Annotated in this window: 11 protein-coding genes; 9 read left to right on the forward strand and 2 right to left on the reverse strand. The window is 72.6% G+C overall.

Features of this window, described 5'->3' with window-relative positions; genetic code table 11:
• Positions 1–40: 40 nt before the first annotated feature.
• Entirely contained in the window at positions 41–910 is an 870-nt protein-coding gene (locus ACIRD8_RS05160; protein WP_403986263.1) for a hypothetical protein, read from the reverse strand.
• Between the two features lie 59 nt (positions 911–969).
• The gene (locus tag ACIRD8_RS05165; RefSeq protein ID WP_403986266.1) at positions 970–1,416 is read right to left on the reverse strand and encodes a TIGR03618 family F420-dependent PPOX class oxidoreductase; all 447 of its coding nucleotides are present in this window, start codon (positions 1,414–1,416) and stop codon (positions 970–972) included.
• 358 nt (positions 1,417–1,774) lie between these two features.
• Between ACIRD8_RS05165 and ACIRD8_RS05170 the strand changes: the two genes are divergently transcribed.
• The 9 genes from ACIRD8_RS05170 (at position 1,775) to ACIRD8_RS05210 (ending at position 21,357) form a co-directional block, all read left to right on the forward strand.
• Positions 1,775–2,014, forward strand: coding sequence for a phosphopantetheine-binding protein (locus ACIRD8_RS05170; RefSeq protein ID WP_403986269.1), 240 nt, complete (start codon positions 1,775–1,777; stop codon positions 2,012–2,014).
• A complete protein-coding gene (locus tag ACIRD8_RS05175; RefSeq protein ID WP_403986272.1) occupies positions 2,011–2,862 on the forward strand; it encodes a siderophore-interacting protein in 852 nt (283 codons plus the stop codon). Before ACIRD8_RS05170 ends, ACIRD8_RS05175 begins: the two co-directional genes overlap by 4 nt.
• A gap of 100 nt (positions 2,863–2,962) precedes the next feature.
• Entirely contained in the window at positions 2,963–3,964 is a 1,002-nt protein-coding gene (locus ACIRD8_RS05180) for an ABC transporter substrate-binding protein (protein ID WP_403986276.1), read from the forward strand.
• Positions 3,961–4,986, forward strand: coding sequence for a FecCD family ABC transporter permease (locus tag ACIRD8_RS05185; RefSeq protein WP_403986279.1), 1,026 nt, complete (start codon positions 3,961–3,963; stop codon positions 4,984–4,986). Before ACIRD8_RS05180 ends, ACIRD8_RS05185 begins: the two co-directional genes overlap by 4 nt.
• 50 nt (positions 4,987–5,036) lie before the next feature.
• Positions 5,037–5,978, forward strand: coding sequence for a FecCD family ABC transporter permease (locus ACIRD8_RS05190; protein ID WP_403987270.1), 942 nt, complete (start codon positions 5,037–5,039; stop codon positions 5,976–5,978).
• The gene (locus tag ACIRD8_RS05195; RefSeq protein WP_403986282.1) at positions 5,975–6,760 is read left to right on the forward strand and encodes an ABC transporter ATP-binding protein; all 786 of its coding nucleotides are present in this window, start codon (positions 5,975–5,977) and stop codon (positions 6,758–6,760) included. The genes ACIRD8_RS05190 and ACIRD8_RS05195 overlap by 4 nt, the downstream gene beginning before the upstream one ends.
• Position 6,761: 1 nt before the next feature.
• Positions 6,762–16,736, forward strand: coding sequence for an amino acid adenylation domain-containing protein (locus tag ACIRD8_RS05200; protein ID WP_403986285.1), 9,975 nt, complete (start codon positions 6,762–6,764; stop codon positions 16,734–16,736).
• On the forward strand, positions 16,733–18,133 hold the full coding sequence (locus tag ACIRD8_RS05205) for an MDR family MFS transporter (protein WP_403986288.1): 1,401 nt from the start codon (positions 16,733–16,735) through the stop codon (positions 18,131–18,133). The genes ACIRD8_RS05200 and ACIRD8_RS05205 overlap by 4 nt, the downstream gene beginning before the upstream one ends.
• Before the next feature lie 215 nt (positions 18,134–18,348).
• Entirely contained in the window at positions 18,349–21,357 is a 3,009-nt protein-coding gene (locus ACIRD8_RS05210; protein WP_403986291.1) for a family 16 glycoside hydrolase, read from the forward strand.
• The last annotated feature ends 25 nt before the right edge of the window (positions 21,358–21,382 follow it).

Here is a 21,382-nt window from a genome sequence, read left to right on the forward strand (position 1 = left end):
TCGGCCCGCGACCGTGACGAGCCCCCGCCGTGGCTCCGGGTCAGTGGAGGGGGAGGGTGAACCTGAGGGTGCGCGCGGCGGCGCAGGTCGGGCAGGTGCCGTGGAAGTGGGAGAGCCGGTGGTCGCCGCTCCGGGAGAGGGTGTTGCGCCAGGAGCAGCGGAACTCCCCGCAGCGGCAGGGCCTCCGGCTGACGGTGAGGAACGCGCTGGTGTTGGAGTCGTGTCCGTCCTCCGGCGGTGTCTGCCGGGAGGTGTCACCGTCCCCGTGCTGCCGCTGCATCCGTGCCACCTCCTCCGCGGTGAGGAGGCCCGTCCCGCCGCACTCCGCACAGCGGCCGGGCCCCGCGTTGTTCCCGGTGCACCAGCATCGGCCGTAGCCGCCGCTGCCGCCGCTGTAGGCCCTGCCCCCGCACTCCTGGCAGATCCCCCAGCCGTGACAGTCGTCGCAGAGGATCCCGGGGGCCGTGCTGCGGGTGAAGGGCGGTTGGCTCAGCTGCTGTTCGGCGGCGTAGATGACGGGGGTCCAGCCGGTGAATGTCGTGATGCCTCGGCCGGCGCCCGTATAGACCTGGACCTCGAAGTCCTCCCGGCCGGCCGTCGCCCAGCTCTCCCCGTCGGGGCCCGAGCGCTGCCCCCGCACGGTCCAGCCGGCCGCGGTGAAGGCGTTCAGGGCGTCATCGGGGGGCGTGGGGCGGTCGTCCGTGGAGACGCAGAGCAGGAACAGGAAGCGGTGGCCCACCGGCGTGGGGTCGCGCCACCGCACCGGGTCGGTCCACTCACGGACCACCTCCGGCCGGCGGCCCGGGCGCAGCGCCGAAGCGATCTCCAGCAGCTGCCCCTTGAGCCACACCGCGCTCGCGGGGACCGCGGGTGTGCCCCCGGGGCCCTGTGTACCGGTCGTGTCGGTCATCGTGGGTGCCGCCCCTCACTCGCCGTCCCTCTCGGAGACGTCCATGATGGGCCGGGCGGTCACGGCGCGGGGACGGGGCCTCCCGGACGGAAGCGTTCCACCCCGACGATGTGCCGCACCTTGAGCGGACGTACGACCACCGCGACCCGCTGCTCCTCGGGCATGAGCCACTCGAACCGCTCGCTGCCCAGGTACTTCCGGGCCAGCCGGTCCATCCGCTCGTGCGCCTCCTCGCCCTCGATGAAGCGGGCGACCTCGCCACTGATCTGTACGCGGTCGAAGGGGTTGTCGGCGTCCGCGTGCGAGAGGTAGACGCGGGGGTCGTGGCGCAGGTTCTCCTCCTTGACCCGGCCCACCGAGGTGTTGAACGTCAGCTCCCCTTCTCCCTCCAGGTCCACCCACATCGGGCTGACCTGCGGCGCACCGTCGGGGAACACGGTGCCTACGTACCAGATATGGGGTGCTTCCAGTCGGGCTCGGACGGCTTCGTCGAAGATCACAGTCACCTTCGGAGGCTACCAACCATGAGGGACTCGCTCGCCTCCGCTGGGGTCTATGTCCATGTATGCCCTTAAGGCCGTGCGTTGCTGACGACACGTCAGCTTTGGTGGAACCGCAGGGCGGGAGGGGTGCGTCACACCGGTCCGCATTGCGTATGCTGCACCACGAAGCGTGAAGTTAGGTTAGCCTCGCCTGGGTTTCGGTGGGCGAGGGGGGAGTTCATGTCGTGGAGTGCTGCCGCCATCGCCGCCGCACCCTGCCCGCGCGCACCCCGACCGGGCGTCCGTGTGCGCCGCCCGGCGCCGGACCGCCATCACCGGCGCTGACCGCGCTGCCGGTGTCCATACCCTCAGGAGTCATCCCATGAACCAGACCTTGTCGGCCGAACGCATCCGGGCCGACGTCGCGGAACTGATCGGCTGCGACCCCGCCGAGATCGAGCCCGAGGAGAACCTGACCGACCTCGGCCTGGACTCGGTCCGGACCATGGTCCTGATCGACCGCTGGCGCACCGCGGGGGCGGCCTCACTTGAGTACGCCGACCTCGCGGAGCAGCCCGAACTGGCGCACTGGACCGAGCTGCTGACAGGTGAGGCCGCATGAGCCGGGTCGACCACCGCAGCCGGCACCTGGACCGGATCGCGGAGGTCCGGGCGGGTCGCCATGCCGAGAAGGTCGGGTATCCGATCGGGATCCGCGAGACCGAGGTCGTACGCACCGCCATGGTCGGGGCCGGACTACTGCGGGTCACACTCGGCGGGCCGGGCACCGAGGGGTTCCAGGCCCACTCGCCGGACGAACACGTCAAGCTGCTCTTTCCGGACCCGGACGGCTCGCTGAGGCTGCCCGAGCCGAACGGCGCGATGCTGCGCTGGCCGCGGCCCGCGCCCGTCTCGCGGCAGTACACGGTGCGGCGCTACGACCCGGCCACCGGCGAGATCGACATCGATGTGGCCCTGCACGAGGGCGGCCTCGCCTCGGAATGGGCGAGTGCGGCCCGGCCGGGCGCCGTCATGCATCTCGCGGGACCGCCCGGCGGGCTGATCGTCCCGCACACCTACGACCGCTATCTGCTCGCGGGTGACATCACCGCCCTGCCGGCGATCGCGCGCTGGCTGGAGGAACTTCCCAGGACCGCGAAGGGCTGGGCGTTCGTCGAAGTCCCCGACGCCACACAGGAGATCGAGCTGTCCGCGCCCGAGGGCGTCGAGGTGCACTGGCTGCACCGCGACAGCCGCGCGGTGGACGCCGACGACGCGCTGGTGCGGGCGGTGACCGCGGTGGCCGTGCCCGAGGGCGAACGGCTCTACGTGTGGGTCGCGGGTGAGGCGGGGCAGATCAAGCCGCTGCGCCGCTGGGTCCGTGGCGAGCTGGGGCTGGACAAGGCCGACCACGACATCACCGGGTACTGGAAGCGCGGCGTCGCCGACTTCGACGAGGACGACCACTGACCGACGGACTGTCCGGGGAGTGGACTTGATGCCACCCCGGGTGTCCTGTCGAGAATTTTTCAACTAAGGTAAGCCTTACCTAAATTTCAAGGAGAAATTCATGTCCATACGCAGAACCTCCGGCCTCGTCGGCGCCGTGTCGCTGGCTTTGATCCTGGCCGGATGCGGGTCCTCGTCGGACGGTGGATCGGACGCCGCTCCCGAGAAGGACAAGACCCGGGTGTTCGCCGCGGACAACGGCAAGATCACCATCCCGGCCGACCCGAAGCGCGTGGTGGCCACCGGCTACGCCGTGCCCGCGCTGATCGAGGCCGACGCGCCGCTGGTCGGGATCTCGTCGTGGAAGCGCGGCGAGCCGATGATGAGCGACGAGGACCTCGCCACGTACAAGAAGCTCACCAAGGTGGCGGGCGAGCAGGCGGCCGAGACCAACTACGAGGCCATCGCCGAGGCCGAGCCCGACCTGATCGTCATCGGTGTGCCCGCCCCCGTGCTCGGCGACATCGACGTCAAGCGGCTGGAGTCCATCGCCCCCGTCGTGGCGATCGGCCCGAGCCTGCCGTCCGCCTGGCGCGACCTCTCCCGCAAGCAGGCCGACGCCGCGGGCGCCCTCGAGAAGTTCGACGAGGGGCAGAAGGCGTACGAGGCCAAGGCCGCCGAGCTGGCGACGAAGTACAAGGACGTCCTGCCCCAGCTCAAGCTCGGGCACGTCGGCGCCTACGGCGAGGTCGCCAAGGGCACCTTCCAGCGTGAGTTCGGCGGTTCGTGGGGCACCAACATCGCCGAGGACCTGGGCGCGAAGTACTACGGCAAGGTCAAGAAGGCCGGCACCGGTTCGAGCGCGGTCAGCGAGTACCCGTCCATCGAGGAGCTCCCGGACGCGTTCGGCGAGGCCGACGTCCTGACTTACTCGGTCAACGCCGACGGCAGCGTCTCCGAGGCGGTCCAGTACGTCCTCGACTCCAAGCTGTGGAAGAACCTGCCCGCCGTCAAGGCCGGCAAGACCTTCCCGCTCCGCTACACCGAGGCCGCGACCTACGGGCAGGCCATGAAGACCCTGGACGCGATCGACACGTCGCTCGCTCCGCTGCTGAAGTCGTGACCGCCGCGGGTCGCGCGTCGGGACAGGCGGCGAACAAGCGGGCCGCCCTACCGCAGATCGGCCTGCTCGTCGGGGGACTGGTGCTGCTGGCGGTGGTGGCCGTGCTCAGCATGGGCATCGGCGCCCGCCCGGTCCCCCCGGGCGAGGTCGTACGCGCATTGCTGGACTACCAGGGCACCGACGACCACGTGATCGTGCGTGACGTCCGGGGGCCCCGCTCGCTGCTCGCCATCGCGGTGGGCGCCGCCCTCGCGGTGTCGGGCGCGCTGATCCAGACGCTCGCCCGCAATCCGCTGGCCGAGCCCGGCATCCTCGGGGTCACCGCGGGTGCCGGGTTCACCATCACCGTCGGCTCGGCGCTGGGACTGGCCGCCGGGCAGGCGGGCCAACTCGGCTTCGCCGTCCTCGGATCCGTGCTCGCGGCGCTGCTGGTGGCCGCGGTCGGGCGGCGCTCGCAGCTGCGACTGGTGCTCACCGGCGTGGCCCTGACCGCCGTGCTGAGCGGCGTCGCGCTGGGGCTGCGGCTGATGCTCCCGGACGTCTTCGACACCTACCGTTTCTGGTCCGTCGGTTCGCTGGCGGCGCGCGAACAGGCGCCACTGGCACTTCCGTTGGCCGCGATCGTGGTCTGCCTGGTCGGCGCGCTGCTGCTGAGCAAGGCGCTCAACGCCCTGGCGCTGGGAGAGACCGTGGCCCACACCCTCGGTGCGGGAGTGGGCCGGGTACGGGCCGCCGCGCTCGTGCTGATCACCGTGCTCTGCGCGGCGGCGACGGCGGTGGCGGGACCGATCCTGTTCGTCGGCCTGATCGTGCCCCACCTGGTGCGCAAGCCGGCCGCGGGCTCGGTGCCCTGGCTCATCGCCTACACGATGGTGCTGGGCCCGGTCCTGCTGCTCATCGCCGACATCGGGTCACGGGTGCTGCTGCCGACCGGCGAGGTGCCGGTGGGCATCGTGACCGCGTTCCTCGGCGGACCCATGCTGATCTGGGCCGTTCGCCGCTACGGAGCGGGGTCGCTGTGAAGAAACTCGGACTGAGGATCGAACGCCGTACGACCGTGCTGGTCACGGTCATGGTCGCCCTGATGCTGGGCCTCGGACTGCTCGGGCTGTGCTACGGGGCCTCCTGGGCCTCCCCGGGCAAGGTGTTCGCCGTGCTGACCGGGGCCGAACGCTCCGTGGTGATCTCCGACTGGCGGCTGCCGCGCGTGCTGGCCGGGCTCGTCTTCGGCGCCGCACTCGGTGTGGCGGGGGCGCTCTTCCAGAACCTCACCCGCAACCCGATGGGCAGCCCGGACGTGATCGGCCTGGACGCGGGCGCCTACACCGGCGCCCTGGTCGCCATCACCGTGCTGTCGGGCACCTCCGCACAACTGGCCGCCGGGTCCGTGCTCGGCGGGCTGCTCGTCGCAGCCGCGATCTACCTGCTTGCCTACGAACGCGGCTTCTCCGGACTGCGGTTGGTGGTGATCGGCATCGCGGTCAACGCGATGGTGACCGCGATCAACTCGTGGATCGTGCTCCGCGCCGAGCTGGAGGTGGCGATCGCCGCCGTCGGCTGGAGCGCCGGTTCGCTCAACGGTGTGGGCTGGGACGACGTGGGGATCCCGTTCACGGTGATCGCCGTACTGCTGATCCTCATGACCACGCGGGCGCACGCCATGCACCAGGCCTCGCTCGGCGACGCCGTCGCGGCCACCACCGGGGTCGGACTCAACCGGCTGCGACTGCTGATGGTGCTGGTCGGCGTCGGCTGCACGGCCACGGTGACCGCGGTCGCCGGACCGATCGCCTTCATCGCCCTGGCGGCCCCGCAGATCGGCCGTCGGCTCGCCGGTGCGGCCGGTGTCCCCCTGCTCCCGGCCGCGCTGACCGGGGCGGTACTGCTCCAAGGCGCCGATCTGCTCGCCCAGATGCTGCTGGCGCCCGTCGCGCTGCCCGTGGGAGTGGTGAGCACCGCGATCGGCGGCTGCTATCTGATCTGGCTGCTGACCAAGGAGGTGAGGCGCGCGTGACCGCACGCCTGACCGCGCGGGACATCACCCTGCGCTACGGAGACCGGGTCGTGTCCACACGGCTGAACCTCGATGTCCCCGACGGCGCGTTCACCGCCGTCGTGGGCCCCAACGCCTGTGGTAAGTCGACCCTGTTGCGCGCGCTGGTGCGGCTGCTGCGCCCGGAGGCCGGGCACGTGGAGCTCGACGGCCGCGAGGTCGGCGCGTACGCCCCCAAGGCGCTCGCCAGACAACTCGGCTTCCTGCCGCAGGATCCGCTCGCCCCCGACGACATCAAGGTCCGGCAGCTCGTGAGCCGGGGGCGGTTCCCCCATCAGTCGCTGCTGGCCCTGTGGTCGCCGGACGACGAGGAGGCCGTCACCGAGGCGATGGCCGCCGCCGGCGTCGAGGACCTGGCCGGCCGGCCGGTGCAGGAGCTGTCCGGCGGGCAGCGGCAGCGGGTGTGGATAGCCATGGTGCTGGCCCAGCGGACGCCCTACCTGCTGCTCGACGAGCCGACGTCGTTCCTGGACATCACCCACCAGTACCAGTTGCTCGGCCTGCTGGCCCGGCTGCGCGACGAGGGCCGCACGGTGATCGCCGTCCTGCACGACATCAACCAGGCCTGCCGGTTCGCCGACCACCTGGTGGCCATGCGGGACGGCAGCGTGATCGCCGAGGGCGTCCCCGGGGACATCGTGGACGCCGCCCTCATGAAGGACGTCTTCGACCTGCCGAGTGTCATCGTCCCCGACCCCGTCACCGGCACACCGATGGTCGTACCCACACTTCAAGGAGAGTAAGTTGAGCACCGCAAGCGTCTCCACCGGCGGCCTTCTCCCCCTGACTCGCGCCCAGTTGGGTATCTGGAACGCGCAGAGCCTGGAGCCGGACTCGCCGTACTACGTCGTCGGCGACGTCGTGGAGATATCCGGCAGTGAGCCGGTCGACGTCCACGCGCTGGTCGAGGCGGTCCGAGCGACCACCCAGGAGGCCGAGACGCTGCGGTTGCGGGTGTACGACACCCCGGAGGGGCCACGCCAGGCGGTCAGCGAGGAGCCGGTCGCGCCACCGGAGGTGCTCGACGTCAGAGGGGCGGCCGATCCCGTGGCCGCCGCCCAGGCGCTGGTCGACGCGGAGCGCGCGCGGACGGCCGAGGAGTGCCGGGGGATGGTGGACCGGCCGCTCTTCTCGCGCACCGTCATCCGGCTCTCCGACCGTGAGGTCTGGTACACCCAGCTCGGCCACCACCTGGTCTTCGACGGCTACACGGCGGCGATGCTCGCCCGCCGCACCGGGGCCCGCTACACCGCCCTGGTGCGGGGCAAGGAGCCGGCGAAGTGCACCTTCGGCAGCTTCGCGGCCCTCGTCGCGGCCGACGAGGCCTACCGGGACAGCGACCGGTCAGCCGAGGACCGCGCGTACTGGGTCGAGCGGTTCACCCCGCTGCCCGAGCTCGGGTCCTTCGACGACGCCGGCTCCGCTGTCGGTGCGCCCGACCGTACCCTCACCGCGCGCGCCGCCCTCACGGCCGAGGAGACAGCACGGCTGCGCGCGTTCGCGGACGCCGAGGGCGTCACCTGGGGCGAGGCGCTGATCGCCGGCTACGCCGCCTTCCTGCACCGCATGCTGGCCCGCACCGACGTCGTCTTCGCGCTGCCGCTGATGTGCCGCGCCGGCTCCGTCGAACTGCGCACGCCCGCCATGGCCGTCAACGTGCTGCCGCTGCGGGTGACCGTGCGCGGCGGCGACCGGCTCGGCGAGCTGACCCGGCGGGTGGCCGCCGCCATGCGCGAGATGCGCGACCACCAGCGGTACCGGGGCGAGGACCTGCCGCAGGACCTCGGAGTGCCCGGTGCGGGTGCGCTGCTGCACGGACGCGGGATCAACCTCAAGGCGTTCGACCTGGCGATCGACTTCGCCGGGTCCGGCGGTGTGATGCGCAACGTCGCGGGCGGACCCCCGGAGGACATGGGCCTGAGCGTCCTGCCGGCGGGCGACGGCGGGCTGCTGCTCGGCTTCGAGGTCGACGCGAGGACCAACGACCAGGCCTCGGTGGACAGTCTGCTGGCCGGGCTGCGGGCCCTGCTGGCCGGACTCGTCGACGGGGTGCCCGTCGGGCGGATCGCCATGGCCGGTGATGTCGGCGCGCTGATGGCGGCCTGGTGCCCGCCCGCGCTGCCCGGCACCCCGGTGGACGTGCCCACCGCCTTCGACGCGATGGCCGCCGCGGGCCCCGGGCGTACGGCTCTGGTGTGCGGCGAGGACCGGCTGTCCGCCGCGGACCTCGCGGACCGGGTGCACCGCCTGGCCCGTGCGCTGCGGGCCCGCGGGATCGGGGCCGACGACGTCGTGGCGCTCGCGCTGCCGCGCTCCGCCGACTCGGTCGTCGCCCTGCTGGCGGTGATGGACGCGGGCGCCGCGTTCCTGCCGCTGGACGCCGCCTACCCGCCCGAGCGGCTGCGCGAGCTGATCGAGGACACCCGCCCCGCGCTGGTGGTGACCTCCGGCGCGGTGGACGGACTGCCCTGGGACACCCTGCTCGACGAGGCCGCCGGCCTGTCCGGCGCGCCCCTGACGGCCGGTGAACTGGCCGCGCCCCGGCACCCCGAGCACCTCGCCTACGTCATCCACACCTCCGGGTCGACCGGACGCCCCAAGGGCGTGCTCGGGCGGGTCGGCGGTCTGGCCTCGCTGCTGCACCACCAGCGCTCCACGGTCGTCGCGGAGGCCGAACAGGCCGCGGGCCGGCGGCTGCGCGCCGCCCACACCTACTCGTTCGCCTTCGACTCCGCGTTCGACCACCTGGTGTGGCTGTTGTGCGGCCACGAACTGCACGTCTACGACGCCGAGACCATCCGCGACGCCGACGCCCTGCTCGCCGCGTACACCCGCGACGGCATCGACGTCGTCGACACCACGCCGTCCATGGCCGCGCCGCTGATCGAGGGCGGCCTGCTGGACCTGCGGCCCACGCTGCTGGTCCTCGGCGGAGAGGCCACCCCGCCCGCCTTGTGGCAGCGCGTCGCCGCGTCGGGGACGGCCGCACGCAACATCTACGGGCCGACCGAGGCGACCGTCGACAGCACCACCGCCCGGATCGACGACGGCGAGCCGCACATCGGCCACCCGCTCGCCGGCACCCGGACCTATGTCCTGGACAGCGCGCTCCAGCCCGTACCGCACGGCACGACGGGCGAGCTCTACCTCGCCGGACCGCACCTCGCGCGCGGCTACCTCGGCCGGCCCGGCGCCACCGCCGAACGCTTCGTCGCCGACCCCTTCGGCGCCCCCGGCGAGCGGATGTACCGCACCGGCGACCTCGCCACATGGGTGCCCGGCCGGGGCCTCGCATACGGCGGCCGGGGCGACGGCCAGGTCAAGATCCGCGGCCACCGTGTCGAGACCGGCGAGGTCGAAGCGGCCCTCGCCGCCGTGCCCGGCGTCACCGCGGCCGCCGCCAGGGTGCTGTCGTCCCGGCTGATCGGCTACGTCGTGTCCGCCTCGGTCACCGGGGACGAGGCCCGTGCGTACCTCGCCGAGCGGCTGCCCGACCACATGGTGCCCGCCGCTGTGGTGGTGCTGGCCGAGCTGCCGGTCACGCCCAACGGCAAGCTCGACCGCGCCGCCCTGCCCGCACCCGCCTCCGCCGGCGGCGGCCGGGAGCCGGGCACCGAGCGGGAACGCCTGCTCTGCGCCGTCCTCGCCGACGCCTTCGACGTCGAACGGGTCGGCGTGGACGACGACTTCTTCGCCCTCGGCGGCGACAGCATCACCGCGATCACCGTCAGCAGCAGGCTGCGGGCCGTGGGTCTCGGGCTGCGGCCGCGCGACCTGCTGGCGCGCCGCAGCTTCGCCGCCCTCGCCGCCTCCGCCGAACTGCTGGCGGACGTCCCCGAGCCGGTGGACGAGCCCACGGGAGCCGTGCCGGCGCCGCCGATCGTACGCGGCCTGCTCGACCCGCACCCCGACGTGGACACCATCGCGGGATACGCCCAGTGGACCGCCCTGAGCGTCGACGCACTGGACCGCGAGGCGCTGGCCACCGGCGTGCAGGCCGTGCTCGACCACCACGACGCGCTCCGGCTGCGGGCGGCCGACGGCCTGGAGGTGCTGCCCCGCGGCACCGTACGGGCCGCCGTGGAGGACGTACCAGGTGACGACGTGACTGCCCTGGCCGGACGGCTGGCGGGAGAACTCGACCCCAGGACGGGCGACCTCGTACGGGCGGCCCTGCTCCGCACCGGCGAAGGAACGGCCGACCGGCTGGTCGTCGTCGTGCACCACCTCGCCATGGACGGCGTCTCCTGGCGCGTCCTGCTGCCCGACCTGCACACCGCCTGCACCGGCGGCACCCTCGGCCCGGTCGGCGCCTCCTGGCGTCGGCACGCCCTGCTCCTCGCCGAACAGGGCACGTCCGGTGCGCGCCGGGGCGAACTCGACCACTGGCGCACCGCGCTCGCCGGAGCCTCCCGGCTGGGCGCCCGGCCGCTGGACCCGGCACGGGACACCGTCGCGACCGCCCACCGCTCGGTGACCGTGGCCTCGCCCGGGGCCACCGAGGCCCTGCTGACCACCCTGCCCGCCGCGTACCGCGCAGGGGTCGACGAGGTGCTGCTGGCGGCGCTCGTGCTCGCCCTGCGGAACTGGGGCCTGTCCGGCGACGACGTGACCGTCACGATGGAGGGCCACGGCCGCGAACACCTCGACCTGTCCCGCACGGTCGGCTGGTTCACCAGCGAGTACCCGGTCCGTGTCCCCGCCACCGACGACGTCGGGCGGGCGCTGCGCGCGGCCAAGGAGGCCAGGCGCCGGGTCCCCGACGCGGGCATCGGATACGGCGTCCTGCGCCACCTCGACCCGGAGACCGCCCCCGAGCTCTCGGCGACCCCGCCCCCGGACGTCCTGCTCAACTACCTGGGCCGGTTCGCCCCGCTGTCCGCGACCGGGTGGAGCCTGCCCGAGCGGGACGCCTTCTCGGTGACCGAGCCCGGCGCCAAGGCCCTGGAACAGGTCCTGGCCCTCAACTGCTTCGTCCACGAAGGCGATGAGCCCCGGCTCGCCGTCGAGTGGACCGCCGCGACCGGGGTGCTCGACGCCGACGTCGTCACCGCGCTGCAGGCGGCCTGGGCCTCGGCCCTGGAGACGCTGACCGAGCACGCGCTCCACACCCGGGGCGGGCTCACCCCGTCCGACCTCCCGCTGGTCGACCTCGACCAGGCGGCCATCGACGCCCTCGAACGCGCCGGCCGCATCGCCGACGTACTGCCCGCGACCCCCCTCCAGGTCGGGCTGTCCTTCCACACCCTGCTCCGCGACGACGACGAGACCGACGTCTACGTCGTCCAGGCCGTGACCACCCTGGTCGGCGAGCTGATCCCCGACCGGATGGCCGAGGCCGCACGCGAACTGCTGCGCCGGCACCCCGCCCTGCGCGTGTACCTGGGCACGGCCGGCGACGACGTGGTGCAGGTGATCCCCGCCGACATCACCCTGGACTGGCGGGAGGACGACCGGTTCACCGAGGCCGCGCGCGCCGATCTTGAGCGCCCGTTCGACCCGAGCCGGCCGCCGCTGATCCGCTTCCTGCTGTCCCGGGTCGGGCCCGCCGAGCACAAGCTGGTGATCACCAACCACCACTCCCTGCTCGACGGCTGGTCCATGCCGCTGGTCGGCCGCAGCCTCCTCGCCATCTACGCCGAACTGGGCGGCGGGCCAGCCGCCCCCGCCGGTCAGCCGCTGTCGGAGTACTTCCGGTGGCTGGCGGGCCGCGACCGGGACGCGTCGCTCGCCGCATGGCGGGACGCCCTGGCCGGCGTCGACGACGCGACGAGGCTGGCACCCGCGCGTACCGAGACCGGAATCGAGCGGCCGGGCCGCGAAACCGTCGGCCTCGGCCGCGAGTTCAGCGACCGGCTGCGCGCGTTCGCCCGCGCGGAGGGCGTCACCCTGACCACGGTGCTCCAGACCGCGTGGGGGCTGCTGCTCGGCAGGCTCACCGGCCGCCTCGACGTCGTGTTCGGCTGCCCGGTCTCCGGACGGCCCGCGGAGGTCGACGGAGTCGAGTCGATGATCGGCCAGCTCGGCACCACGATCCCCGTACGCGTACGGCACAACCGGGACCTGACGGCCCGTGAGCTCATGGCGCAGGTGCACGCCGAGAGCGTCGCCCTGGCCGAGCACCACCACGTCGGTCTCCCCGAGATCCAGCGGGCGACGGGCATCGGCGAACTGTTCGACACGATGCTGGTGATGGAGAACTTCCCGCTCTCCAGCCGGAAGCGCACCCCCCTCGCACCCGGACTCGACCTGGCCGGGGTGGACATCACCGACGCCACGCACTACGCGCTGACCGTGATCGTGATCCCCGACGACGAGATCACGATCGGCCTCGGCTACCAGCCGCGCGCCTTCGAGGAGTCGGCCGTACGCGACTACGGCCGCTGGCTGCACAACCTCCTGCGGGAGATCGTCGACGACCCGGCACGGCCCGCGGCCCGGCTGCCCGCGCTCGACGCCGACGAGCGGGAGCGGATGCTGCGCACCGGCACCGAGATCGTCGCCGCCAGGGCCCGCGGCCACTGGCTGGACGAGTTCGCCGCATGGGTGGACCGCAAGCCCGGCGCCGAGGCCCTGGTCTGCCGTGACCGCAGCCTCAGCTACGCCGAACTGGACGCGCGGGCAAACCAGTTGGCCCACACGCTGATCGCGCGCGGCGTACGGCCCCAGGACCCGGTCGCGGTCCTGCTCGGACGCGACATCGAGATGACCGTCGCCCTGTTCGGCGTGATCAAGGCCGGCGCCGTGTACGTACCGATGGACGCGAGCTACCCGCGCGAGCGGCTCGCCTACATGTTCGACGACATCGCCCCGGCCGCCGTCGTGACGACCGGCGCCGAACTGCCCGTCGCCCGCGAACTGCCGGTGCTGCGCCTCGACGACCCGGCCACCCTCGCGTCGGCGCCGGACACCGACCCGGCCGAGGCGCGCGCCGCGCTCACCGACGACGCGCTCGCCTACGTCATCTACACCTCCGGAACCACCGGGCGGCCCAAGGGCGTCGGGGTGACCCACCGGGGCGTGCCCGACCTGATCGCGCTCCAGGAGGAGGTCGTCGGCGTCACCGAGCACGACCGGTACCTGCACTTCGCGTCGACCAGCTTCGACGTCGCGTTCTGGCAGACCATGGTGCCCCTGCTCTCCGGCGGCACGTCCGTCATTGCGCCCGAGGAGGTGCGCGTACCCGGCGACGAACTCCTCGACTACATCACCGAGCACCGGGTGACGGGAGTGAACCTGCTCCCGTCCTTCCTGGCCGCGATGCCCGACGACCGCACCGTCGACCCCGACGTGTTCTTCGTCGTCGGCGCCGAGCGCCTCGACCCGGAGCTCGCCCGGCGCTGGGGCCAGGGCCGCAGGGCGCTCTTCAACGCCTACGGACCGACCGAGGTCACGATCAACTCCACGACCTGGCGGTACGACCCGGAGGACACCGGGCCGCTGCCGATCGGCCGCCCCGACCCCGACGTCCGCGCCTACGTCCTCGACGGCGGACTCCAGCCGGTCGGCGTCGGTGTGACGGGCGAGCTGTACCTGGGCGGGCCCAGCCTGGCCCGCGGCTACCTCGGACGCCCCGGCCTGACCGCCTCGACGTTCGTCGCCGCCCCCTTCGGCCCGCCGGGGGAGCGGATCTACCGCACCGGCGACCTGGTGCGGTGGCGGCCCGACGGACAGCTGGTGTTCCTCGGCCGCGCCGACCACCAGGTCAAGATCCGTGGCTTCCGCGTCGAACTCGGCGAGATCGAGACCACCCTCACCGGTCATCCCGATGTCCGCGCCTGCGCCGTGATCATGCGGGAGGGCAGGCTCGTCGGCTACGTCATCCCGACCGACGACGCCGACCTCGACACCGCACGGCTGCGCGAGTACCTGGCCGGGGAACTGCCCGACCACATGGTGCCCACCGCGCTCGTGCCGATCAGCCGGCTGCCGCTGAGCCCCAGCGGCAAGCTCGACACCTCGGCACTGCCCGCTCCCGAGATCACCGCCGCCGCACGGCGTGAACCCGCCACCGAGGCCGAGGCACTGCTCCTCGCCGTGTTCCGGGACATCCTGGACACCGACGAGGTCGGCCTCGACGACGACTTCTTCGCCGTCGGCGGAGACAGCATCGTGGCCCTGCAAGTGGTGTCGCGGGCCCGGCGCCAGGGCCTCGGACTCGCCGCCCGCGACGTGTTCGAGGGGGAGACCGTCGCCGGGATCGCGGCCCGCGCCCGGGACCTCGACGCCGGCGACGCACCCGCGGTCGGCGACGCCCCGCTCACCCCGGTCATGCGGGACCTGCTGCGCAGGGCCGGCTCGGCCGCGGACGGGTTCTGCCAGTGGGTGGAGATCTGCGTCCCGCCCGGGGGCGACGAGACGGCCTGGCAGGCCGTGCTCGACACGGTCCTCGCCCGCCATGACGTGCTGCGGGCCCGTCTGGCCGGTGACGTCCTGCGCATCCCGCCCGTCGGCGCGGTCACCGGCGCCGACGTACTGACCCGCGTCGAGGCGGCAGGCGACCCGCGGGCCGCGGCCGACTCCGGAACCGCGGCGGCACGCGCCTCGATGGACCCGCGCACCGGACCGCTGCTGCGCGCGGTGTGGGTGGACGCGGGTCCCGACCGGCCCGGCCGGCTCGTCCTGATCGCCCACCACCTGGTCGTCGACGGGGTGTCCTGGCGCGTCCTGCTGGACGACGTGGAACACGCGTACGCCGGCGGGACACCGGCCCGGCACGGCGAGTCGTTCCTCGGCTGGGCGCGCACCCTGCACGAGGCCGACCGCAGCGCCGAACTGCCCCACTGGCGGCGGATGAGCGCCCCGAAGGCACTCACCGGCCCGCTCGACCCCACCCGGGACACCGTGGCCACGGCGACGCACCACGAGATCCGGCTCGACACCGACGCGACACGCGCCCTGATCACGACCCTGCCCGCCGCCTACCGCACCACACCGGACGCCGTCCTGCTGACGGCACTCGCCCGGGCCGTACGTGAATGGCGCGGCACCCGGCGGCTGTTGGTCGCCCTGGAGAGCCACGGACGCCCGCGGCAGGTCGACCTGTCGCAGACCGTCGGCTGGTTCACCGCCGTCCACCCCGTGCTGCTCGACGCGGACGACGACGTACAGGCGGTCAGGGAACGGCTGCGCGCGCAGGGCGACGGCCTCGGCCACGGCATCCTCACCGCGGCCGGACTGCTGGACCCCGTGGAGCCCGAGGTCGCCTGGAACTACCTCGGCAGGTACCCCGGCGCCCCCACCGAGGAGACGCCGTGGCAGCCGTCCCCGGACGCCGACCCGCTCGGGTCCGGCGGCTCCGACGCGATGCCGCTGCCCCACAGCCTGATGGTCAACGCCCTGGTACGCGACGACGCGCTCGGGATCCGGATCACCTGGCCGTCCGCGCTGTTCACCGCCGCCGAGATCGAGGAACTGGCCGAAAACATGCGGACCGCGCTCCTGCGGGTCGCCGCCGCACCGGAGATCAGGGCGCTCGGCCCCGACCGGGCGGTCAGCGACATCCAGCCGCTCACCCCGCTGCAGGAGGTGATGCTGCGGCACTCGCGCACCGAGCGGCCCGACCCGTACACCGTGCAGTCGGCGTTCTCCCTCGCGGGCCCGCTCGACACCGACGCCCTGCGCGCCGCGGGCACCGAACTGCTGGCACGCCACCCGAATCTGGGCGCCGTGTTCCCCGCGTCCCTGGCGGTGATCCCCATGGCGCCCCGGCCCGACTTCCGGGTGACCGACGGGCCCGCCGACGAGGTACTGGCCGCCGACCTGGCCGAGCCATTCGACCTCGCGGCGGGACCGCTCGCCCGCCTGACCGTGATCCGGCTGGGCCCCGACCGCGCCGACCTGGTCCTGACCACCCATCACGTGCTCTCCGACGGCTGGTCCGCCCCGCGGATCCTCGCCGAACTGTTCGCCCTCTACACGGCCCACGTCCGAGGCGTGGCGCCGGAACTCCCCGCCCCCGTACCGTTCGGCGACTACCTGCGCTGGTGCGCCGAGCACGAGCCCGACCTCGGGGCCTGGGCCTCCGAGCTGGACGGCCTGCCCGAGGGCGACCACCTGGGCGCGGGTGAACCCGGCCCGGCGTGGCAGACACCCGAGGTCATCGAGTTCGACGCGCCCCTGGTGGCCGAACTCGGCCGCCTCGCCGCCGGGCGCGGACTGACCCGTAACACGCTGGTGCAGGGCGCGTGGTCGGTGCTGCTCGCCCGGCGCTCCGGCCGGACGGACGTCTGCTTCGGAGCCATGGTCGCCTGCCGCCCACCGGAGCTCGACGGCGTCGAGGAGATCATCGGGCTGCTGGCCAACACCGTCCCCGTACGGGCACGGCTCGCCGGCACCTTCGCCGAGACGCTCACCGATCTCCAGGCCCGGCAGCGGGCCCTGGTGGAGCACCAGCACGTCGCCCTCTCCGACCTGGAGCGGCTGACCGGGCGGAGCCGGCTCTTCGACAGCATGGTGGTGTTCGAGAACTACCCCGTCGACCCGGACCGCCTCCGCGAACCCGCCCCCGGGCTCACGGTCGTCGGTACCCGCTTCCGTGAGGCCACCCACCACCCGGTGACCCTCACGGTCATGCCGGACGGCGACGGCTGGACCGGTGTGCTCGCGCACCGGGCCGGGGTCGACACCGACGGGCTCGCCGAGGAGCTGCTCCACGTGCTCCGAACGCTGGACAAGCACCTCGACGCCGATGTGCTCGATCTTCTGGAGGACCGATGAGCAAGGACGTCGCGCCTCCCGTCGAGCGCGTGGACCGCCAACTGCTGCGGGTCGCCTTCATCCTGGTGCTCGGCACCTTCATGGCCACCCTGGACGCCACCATCGTCAGCGTCGGCATCGACGCCCTGACCGAGGAGTTCGGCGCGTCCGTCGCGGAGATCCAGTGGGTCACCACCGCGTATCTGCTGGCCGTGGTCGCCGCCGTACCGGCATCCGGCTGGCTGGCCGACCGGTTCGGCGGCAAGCGGACCTGGCTCGCCGCCGTGGGTGTGTTCCTGCTCGGCTCGGTGCTGTGCGCGCTGGCCTGGTCGGCGACCAGCCTGATCGTCTTCCGGGTGATCCAGGGCCTCGGCGGCGGGCTGCTGCCCGCGACCGGGCAGGCCCTGCTGGCCCGCGTTGCGGGGCCCAACCGCACCGGCCGCGTGATCAGCGTCGTCGCGGTCGTCCCGCTGCTCTCACCGGTCTTCGGCCCGCTCGCCGGCGGCTCCATCCTCAGCGTGGCGCCCTGGCCGTGGCTGTTCCTGGTCAACCTGCCGATCGGGCTGGTCGCCGCACTGCTCGCCCGCCGGTACGTACCCGCGGTGCCGCCGTCGAGCCGGCGTACGGCGTTCGACCTGCGGGGGGCCGTGCTGCTCTCGCCCGGCCTGGCCGTGCTGGTGTACGGACTGACCGAAGTGGCCCACGGCCGCACCGTCCCGGCCACGATCGGCGTGGCCACGGGACTCGTCATGCTGGCCGGTTTCACCGTGCACGGGCTGCGCACCCGCGCCACACCGCTGGTCGACCCACGGCTGTTCGCCCAACCGCCCTTCGGCGCCGCCGCCCTCGCACTGGTGGTCCTGGGGGCATCCGTCTTCGGCACGATGTTCCTGCTGCCGCTGTACTTCCAGACCGGCCGCGGCCTGACGGCGTGGGAGGCCGGGCTGCTGCTCGCCCCCCAGGGGCTGGGCGCGGCCGCCGGATCGGTCCTGGTCAACCGCACCATCGACAAGGTCGCGCCACGGACCCTGGTGGTGACCGGAATCGTGCTTATCCTCGCGGGCACCGTCCCGTTCACTCAGCTCGGCCACGGGATCCCGGACGCCGCGATCGTCGCGGCCCTCGCGGTCCGCGGCCTCGGGATGGCGATGGTCGGCGCGCCGGTGATGAACATCGTCTACAGCCGCATCGAGCCCGAGCACCTGCCCCGTGCGTCCGGAGCGCTCAACCTGCTGAACACCGTGGGCGGTTCGGTGGGCACCGCCGCCCTCGCCGTGGTCCTGCAGAGCCGGCTCTCCGCCCGTGGCCAGGACATCGCCTCGGCGTTCGGCGACACCTTCTGGTGGGTGCTCGGCTTCTGCCTGCTCGCCGCCGCCGGGGCCACCAGGCTGCCCCGGACCCAGGCACGCAAGCCATGACCCGCCCTCGCCGGCCCCGGACCGCGCCCACCCGGCGTCAAGTCCCGGGCCGACGAGGGGGTTTGGAGGCCGTCCAGGGACTTTGAACTTACAGATGACAAAGTATGGACTTCCCCAGCAGAAGTCCCCTACCGTGGCGGCGCCACCGTAGGCGCATTGCAAGTTCGCGGATCAGTACAGCCCGACCGGAGTGCGACCCCCTGCTGGAGGACCCCATGCATCCAAGGCTGTTCCCACGTGCCCGAAGAGAGCTCACCGCCCTGCTCCTCGGGGCATTGCTCGCGGGAGGTGTCTGGGCCGGACACCCGGCCGCCGCCGCCCCCGACGAGATCCCGCCCCAGGAACCCGGCGTCACCCTGCGCGTCTTCGACACCCAGGTGCCACTCAGCACCCTGTGCACGCTCAAGCCGGGCCAGACGCCCAACCACGACAAGCTGATGCCCACCGTGGACTGGTCCACGACCGACGACTTCGGCGGCTTCGCCGACAACTTCGTGGCCGAGGTCTCCGGCTATCTGGTCGTCCCCGAGGACGGGACGTACGCCTTCCGCCTCAACAGCGACGACGGCTCGCGGCTCACCATCGACGACCGGGAGGTCATCGACCACGACGGTCTGCACGGCGCCGAACCCAAGGACGGATCCGCCCAACTCGCCGCCGGTTCCCATCCGTTCAAGGTCGACTACTTCGAGCGCGGCGGCGACCAGCAGCTGACGCTCGCCTGGAAGCCCCCGGGCGCGGACGGCTTCGGTGTGGTCCCGCAGGAGTCCCTGAGCACCGACGCCGGGGTCGTGAGGGTCACCGCGCCGGGCCGTAAGGAGTGCGAATCGGGCGCGGACAGCCCCGGTGACGGGCTGCCGCTCACCGACGTACGCCCCGACCTCGACCTCACCGACCTGCGGCCGGACGGCTTCGAACCACAGGTCACCGGGATGGACTGGCTGCCCGACGGGCGGCTGGCCCTGTCCACGTGGGGCGGCTCCGAGAACGTGACCGGCGAGGTGTACCTCCTCGATCACGTCACCGGGGACACCAGCCGCGACAAGGTGACGGTGACCAAGGTCGCCGAGGGCCTGCGCGAGCCGATGGGCATCAAGTACGTCGACGGCTCGCTGTACGTCTCGCAGAAGCACGAGCTGACGCAACTCGTCGACACGGACAAGGACTTCGTCACCGATGAGTACCGCACCGTCGCCACCTGGCCGTACGGCGGGAACTTCCACGAGTTCGCGTTCGGGCTGCTCTACCGCGACGGCTACTTCTATGTGAACCTGTCCGTCGCCATCGACTACGGCGGGGCCACCACCACGCCGCAGCCGGCGAAGGGGCGCGGCACGACGTACAAGGTCAACAAGAAGACCGGCAAGATCCACGCCATCGCCGGTGGTCTGCGCACCCCGAACGGAATCGGCTGGGGCCCCGGCGATTCGATCTTCACCACGGACAACCAGGGCGGCTGGCTGCCCGCGTCGAAGCTCGTCCAGATCAAGCAGGACCGCTTCTTCAACCACTACACCCAGCCGTCGGGCCAGTTCGACAGCCAGCCCGTCACCCAGCCGGTGCTCTGGCTGCCGCAGAACGAGATCGCCAACTCGCCGAGTACGCCGCTGTACCTCAAGGAGGGCACCTTCGCCGGCCAGATGCTGTTCGGAGACGTCACCTACGGCGGACTCCAGCGCGGCTACCTGGAGAAGGTGAAGGGCCAGTACCAGGGTGCCGTGTTCCGCTACACCCAGGGACTCGAAGCCGGCGTCAACCGCATCACCATGGGTCCCGACGGGGCGATATACACGGGCGGCCTCGGGGCCGACGGCAACTGGGGCCAGGAAGGGAAACTGAAGTTCGGCCTGCAGAAGCTCACGCCCAACGGCGGCAACACCTTCGACATCAAGGAGATGCGCGCCGTTCCCGGAGGCTTCGACCTGGAGTACACCCAGCCGCTGTCCGAGGACACCGCGCAGGAGCTGACGGACCGCTACCGGGCCGAGCAGTGGCGCTACACCCCCACCTCCGACTACGGCGGTCCGAAGATCGCCGAGGAGCAGCTCGGCGTGCGCTCGGCGACCCTCTCCGACGACGGCCGCACCGTGCAGCTGCGCCTCGACGGGCTCAAGCCCGACCGGGTCGTGCACCTGCGCTCACCGCACCCCTTCGCCTCCGCGTCCGGCGAGACACTGTGGAGCACGGAGGCCTGGTACACGCTCAACGCCCTGCCGGGGAAGCAGCCGCCGCCGGCCACGCTGTACGAGGCGGAGGAGGCGAAGCTCACCGGTAAGGCCGGCATCCGCACCGACCACACCGGCTACTCGGGCAGCGGCTTCGTCGACCGTTACGCCACGGAGGGCCAGGCCGCCACGACCTTCGAGGTGACGGCACCCAAGGCCGGCGACTACGACGTGAACCTGCGCTACTCCAACGGGCCCGACCCCTTCCAGGGCACCAAGTCCCTCTCCCTCCACGTCAACGGGAAGAAGCTGCGGCAGACGCAACTCGCCTCGACCGGCACCTGGGACGCCTGGTCGACGCAGACCGAGCGGGTCCGTCTGCACGCGGGGCCCAACACACTCTCGTACCGCTTCGACCCCGGTGACACCGGCCATGTCAATCTCGACCTGATCACCGTGCGCCCCCACGGGGACCCCGTCCCCCTCTTCGACGGGACCACCGCCTCCCAGGCGCAGTGGCAGCACACGGACGGACGGCGCGTCGAATGGCCCCTGGCCGCCGAGCGGTCGATGGAGGTGTGCTGCGGTGACATCCGCACCAAGGACGCCTACCAGGACTTCAAGCTTCACCTGGAGTTCCGGGTGCCGCAGCTGCCGGACGACGTGACCGGACAGGACCGGGGCAACAGCGGCATCTATCTCCAGGACCGCTACGAGCTCCAGATCCTCGACTCCTACGGCGACACCACCCCCGCCACGAACGAGGCCGGCGCCATCTACGAGAAGAAGGCACCGGACGTCAACGCGGCGACCGCCCCGGAGACCTGGCAGACGTACGACGTCACGTTCCGGGCGGCGCGCTTCGACGACAGCGGCCGCAAGACCGCCGACGCCCGGGTGACGGTGGTGTGGAACGGCAAGAAGGTCCACGACGACATCACGATCGACGGACCGACCGGCGCGGGCGCGCCGGAGGGCCCCTCGGCCGGGGCGATCCGTCTCCAGGACCACGGCAACACGGTGCGGTTCCGTGACATCCGGATCGAACCGCTGAGCTAGGGACTTCCGTTCGGGTCTGGGAGTG

This window comes from Streptomyces sp. NPDC102451 (assembly GCF_044765485.1).
Classification (GTDB): Bacteria; Actinomycetota; Actinomycetes; order Streptomycetales; family Streptomycetaceae; genus Streptomyces.

Excerpts from the sequence above, each read along its gene's own strand:
- ACIRD8_RS05160 (WP_403986263.1), bottom strand. The coding sequence starts at position 910 with ATGACCGACACGACCGGTACACAGGGCCCCGGGGGCACACCCGCGGTC.
- ACIRD8_RS05170 (WP_403986269.1), top strand. The coding sequence starts at position 1,775 with ATGAACCAGACCTTGTCGGCCGAACGCATCCGGGCCGACGTCGCGGAA.
- ACIRD8_RS05175 (WP_403986272.1), top strand. The coding sequence starts at position 2,011 with ATGAGCCGGGTCGACCACCGCAGCCGGCACCTGGACCGGATCGCGGAG.
- ACIRD8_RS05180 (WP_403986276.1), top strand. The coding sequence starts at position 2,963 with ATGTCCATACGCAGAACCTCCGGCCTCGTCGGCGCCGTGTCGCTGGCT.
- ACIRD8_RS05190 (WP_403987270.1), top strand. The coding sequence starts at position 5,037 with ATGGTCGCCCTGATGCTGGGCCTCGGACTGCTCGGGCTGTGCTACGGG.
- ACIRD8_RS05205 (WP_403986288.1), top strand. The coding sequence starts at position 16,733 with ATGAGCAAGGACGTCGCGCCTCCCGTCGAGCGCGTGGACCGCCAACTG.
- ACIRD8_RS05210 (WP_403986291.1), top strand. The coding sequence starts at position 18,349 with ATGCATCCAAGGCTGTTCCCACGTGCCCGAAGAGAGCTCACCGCCCTG.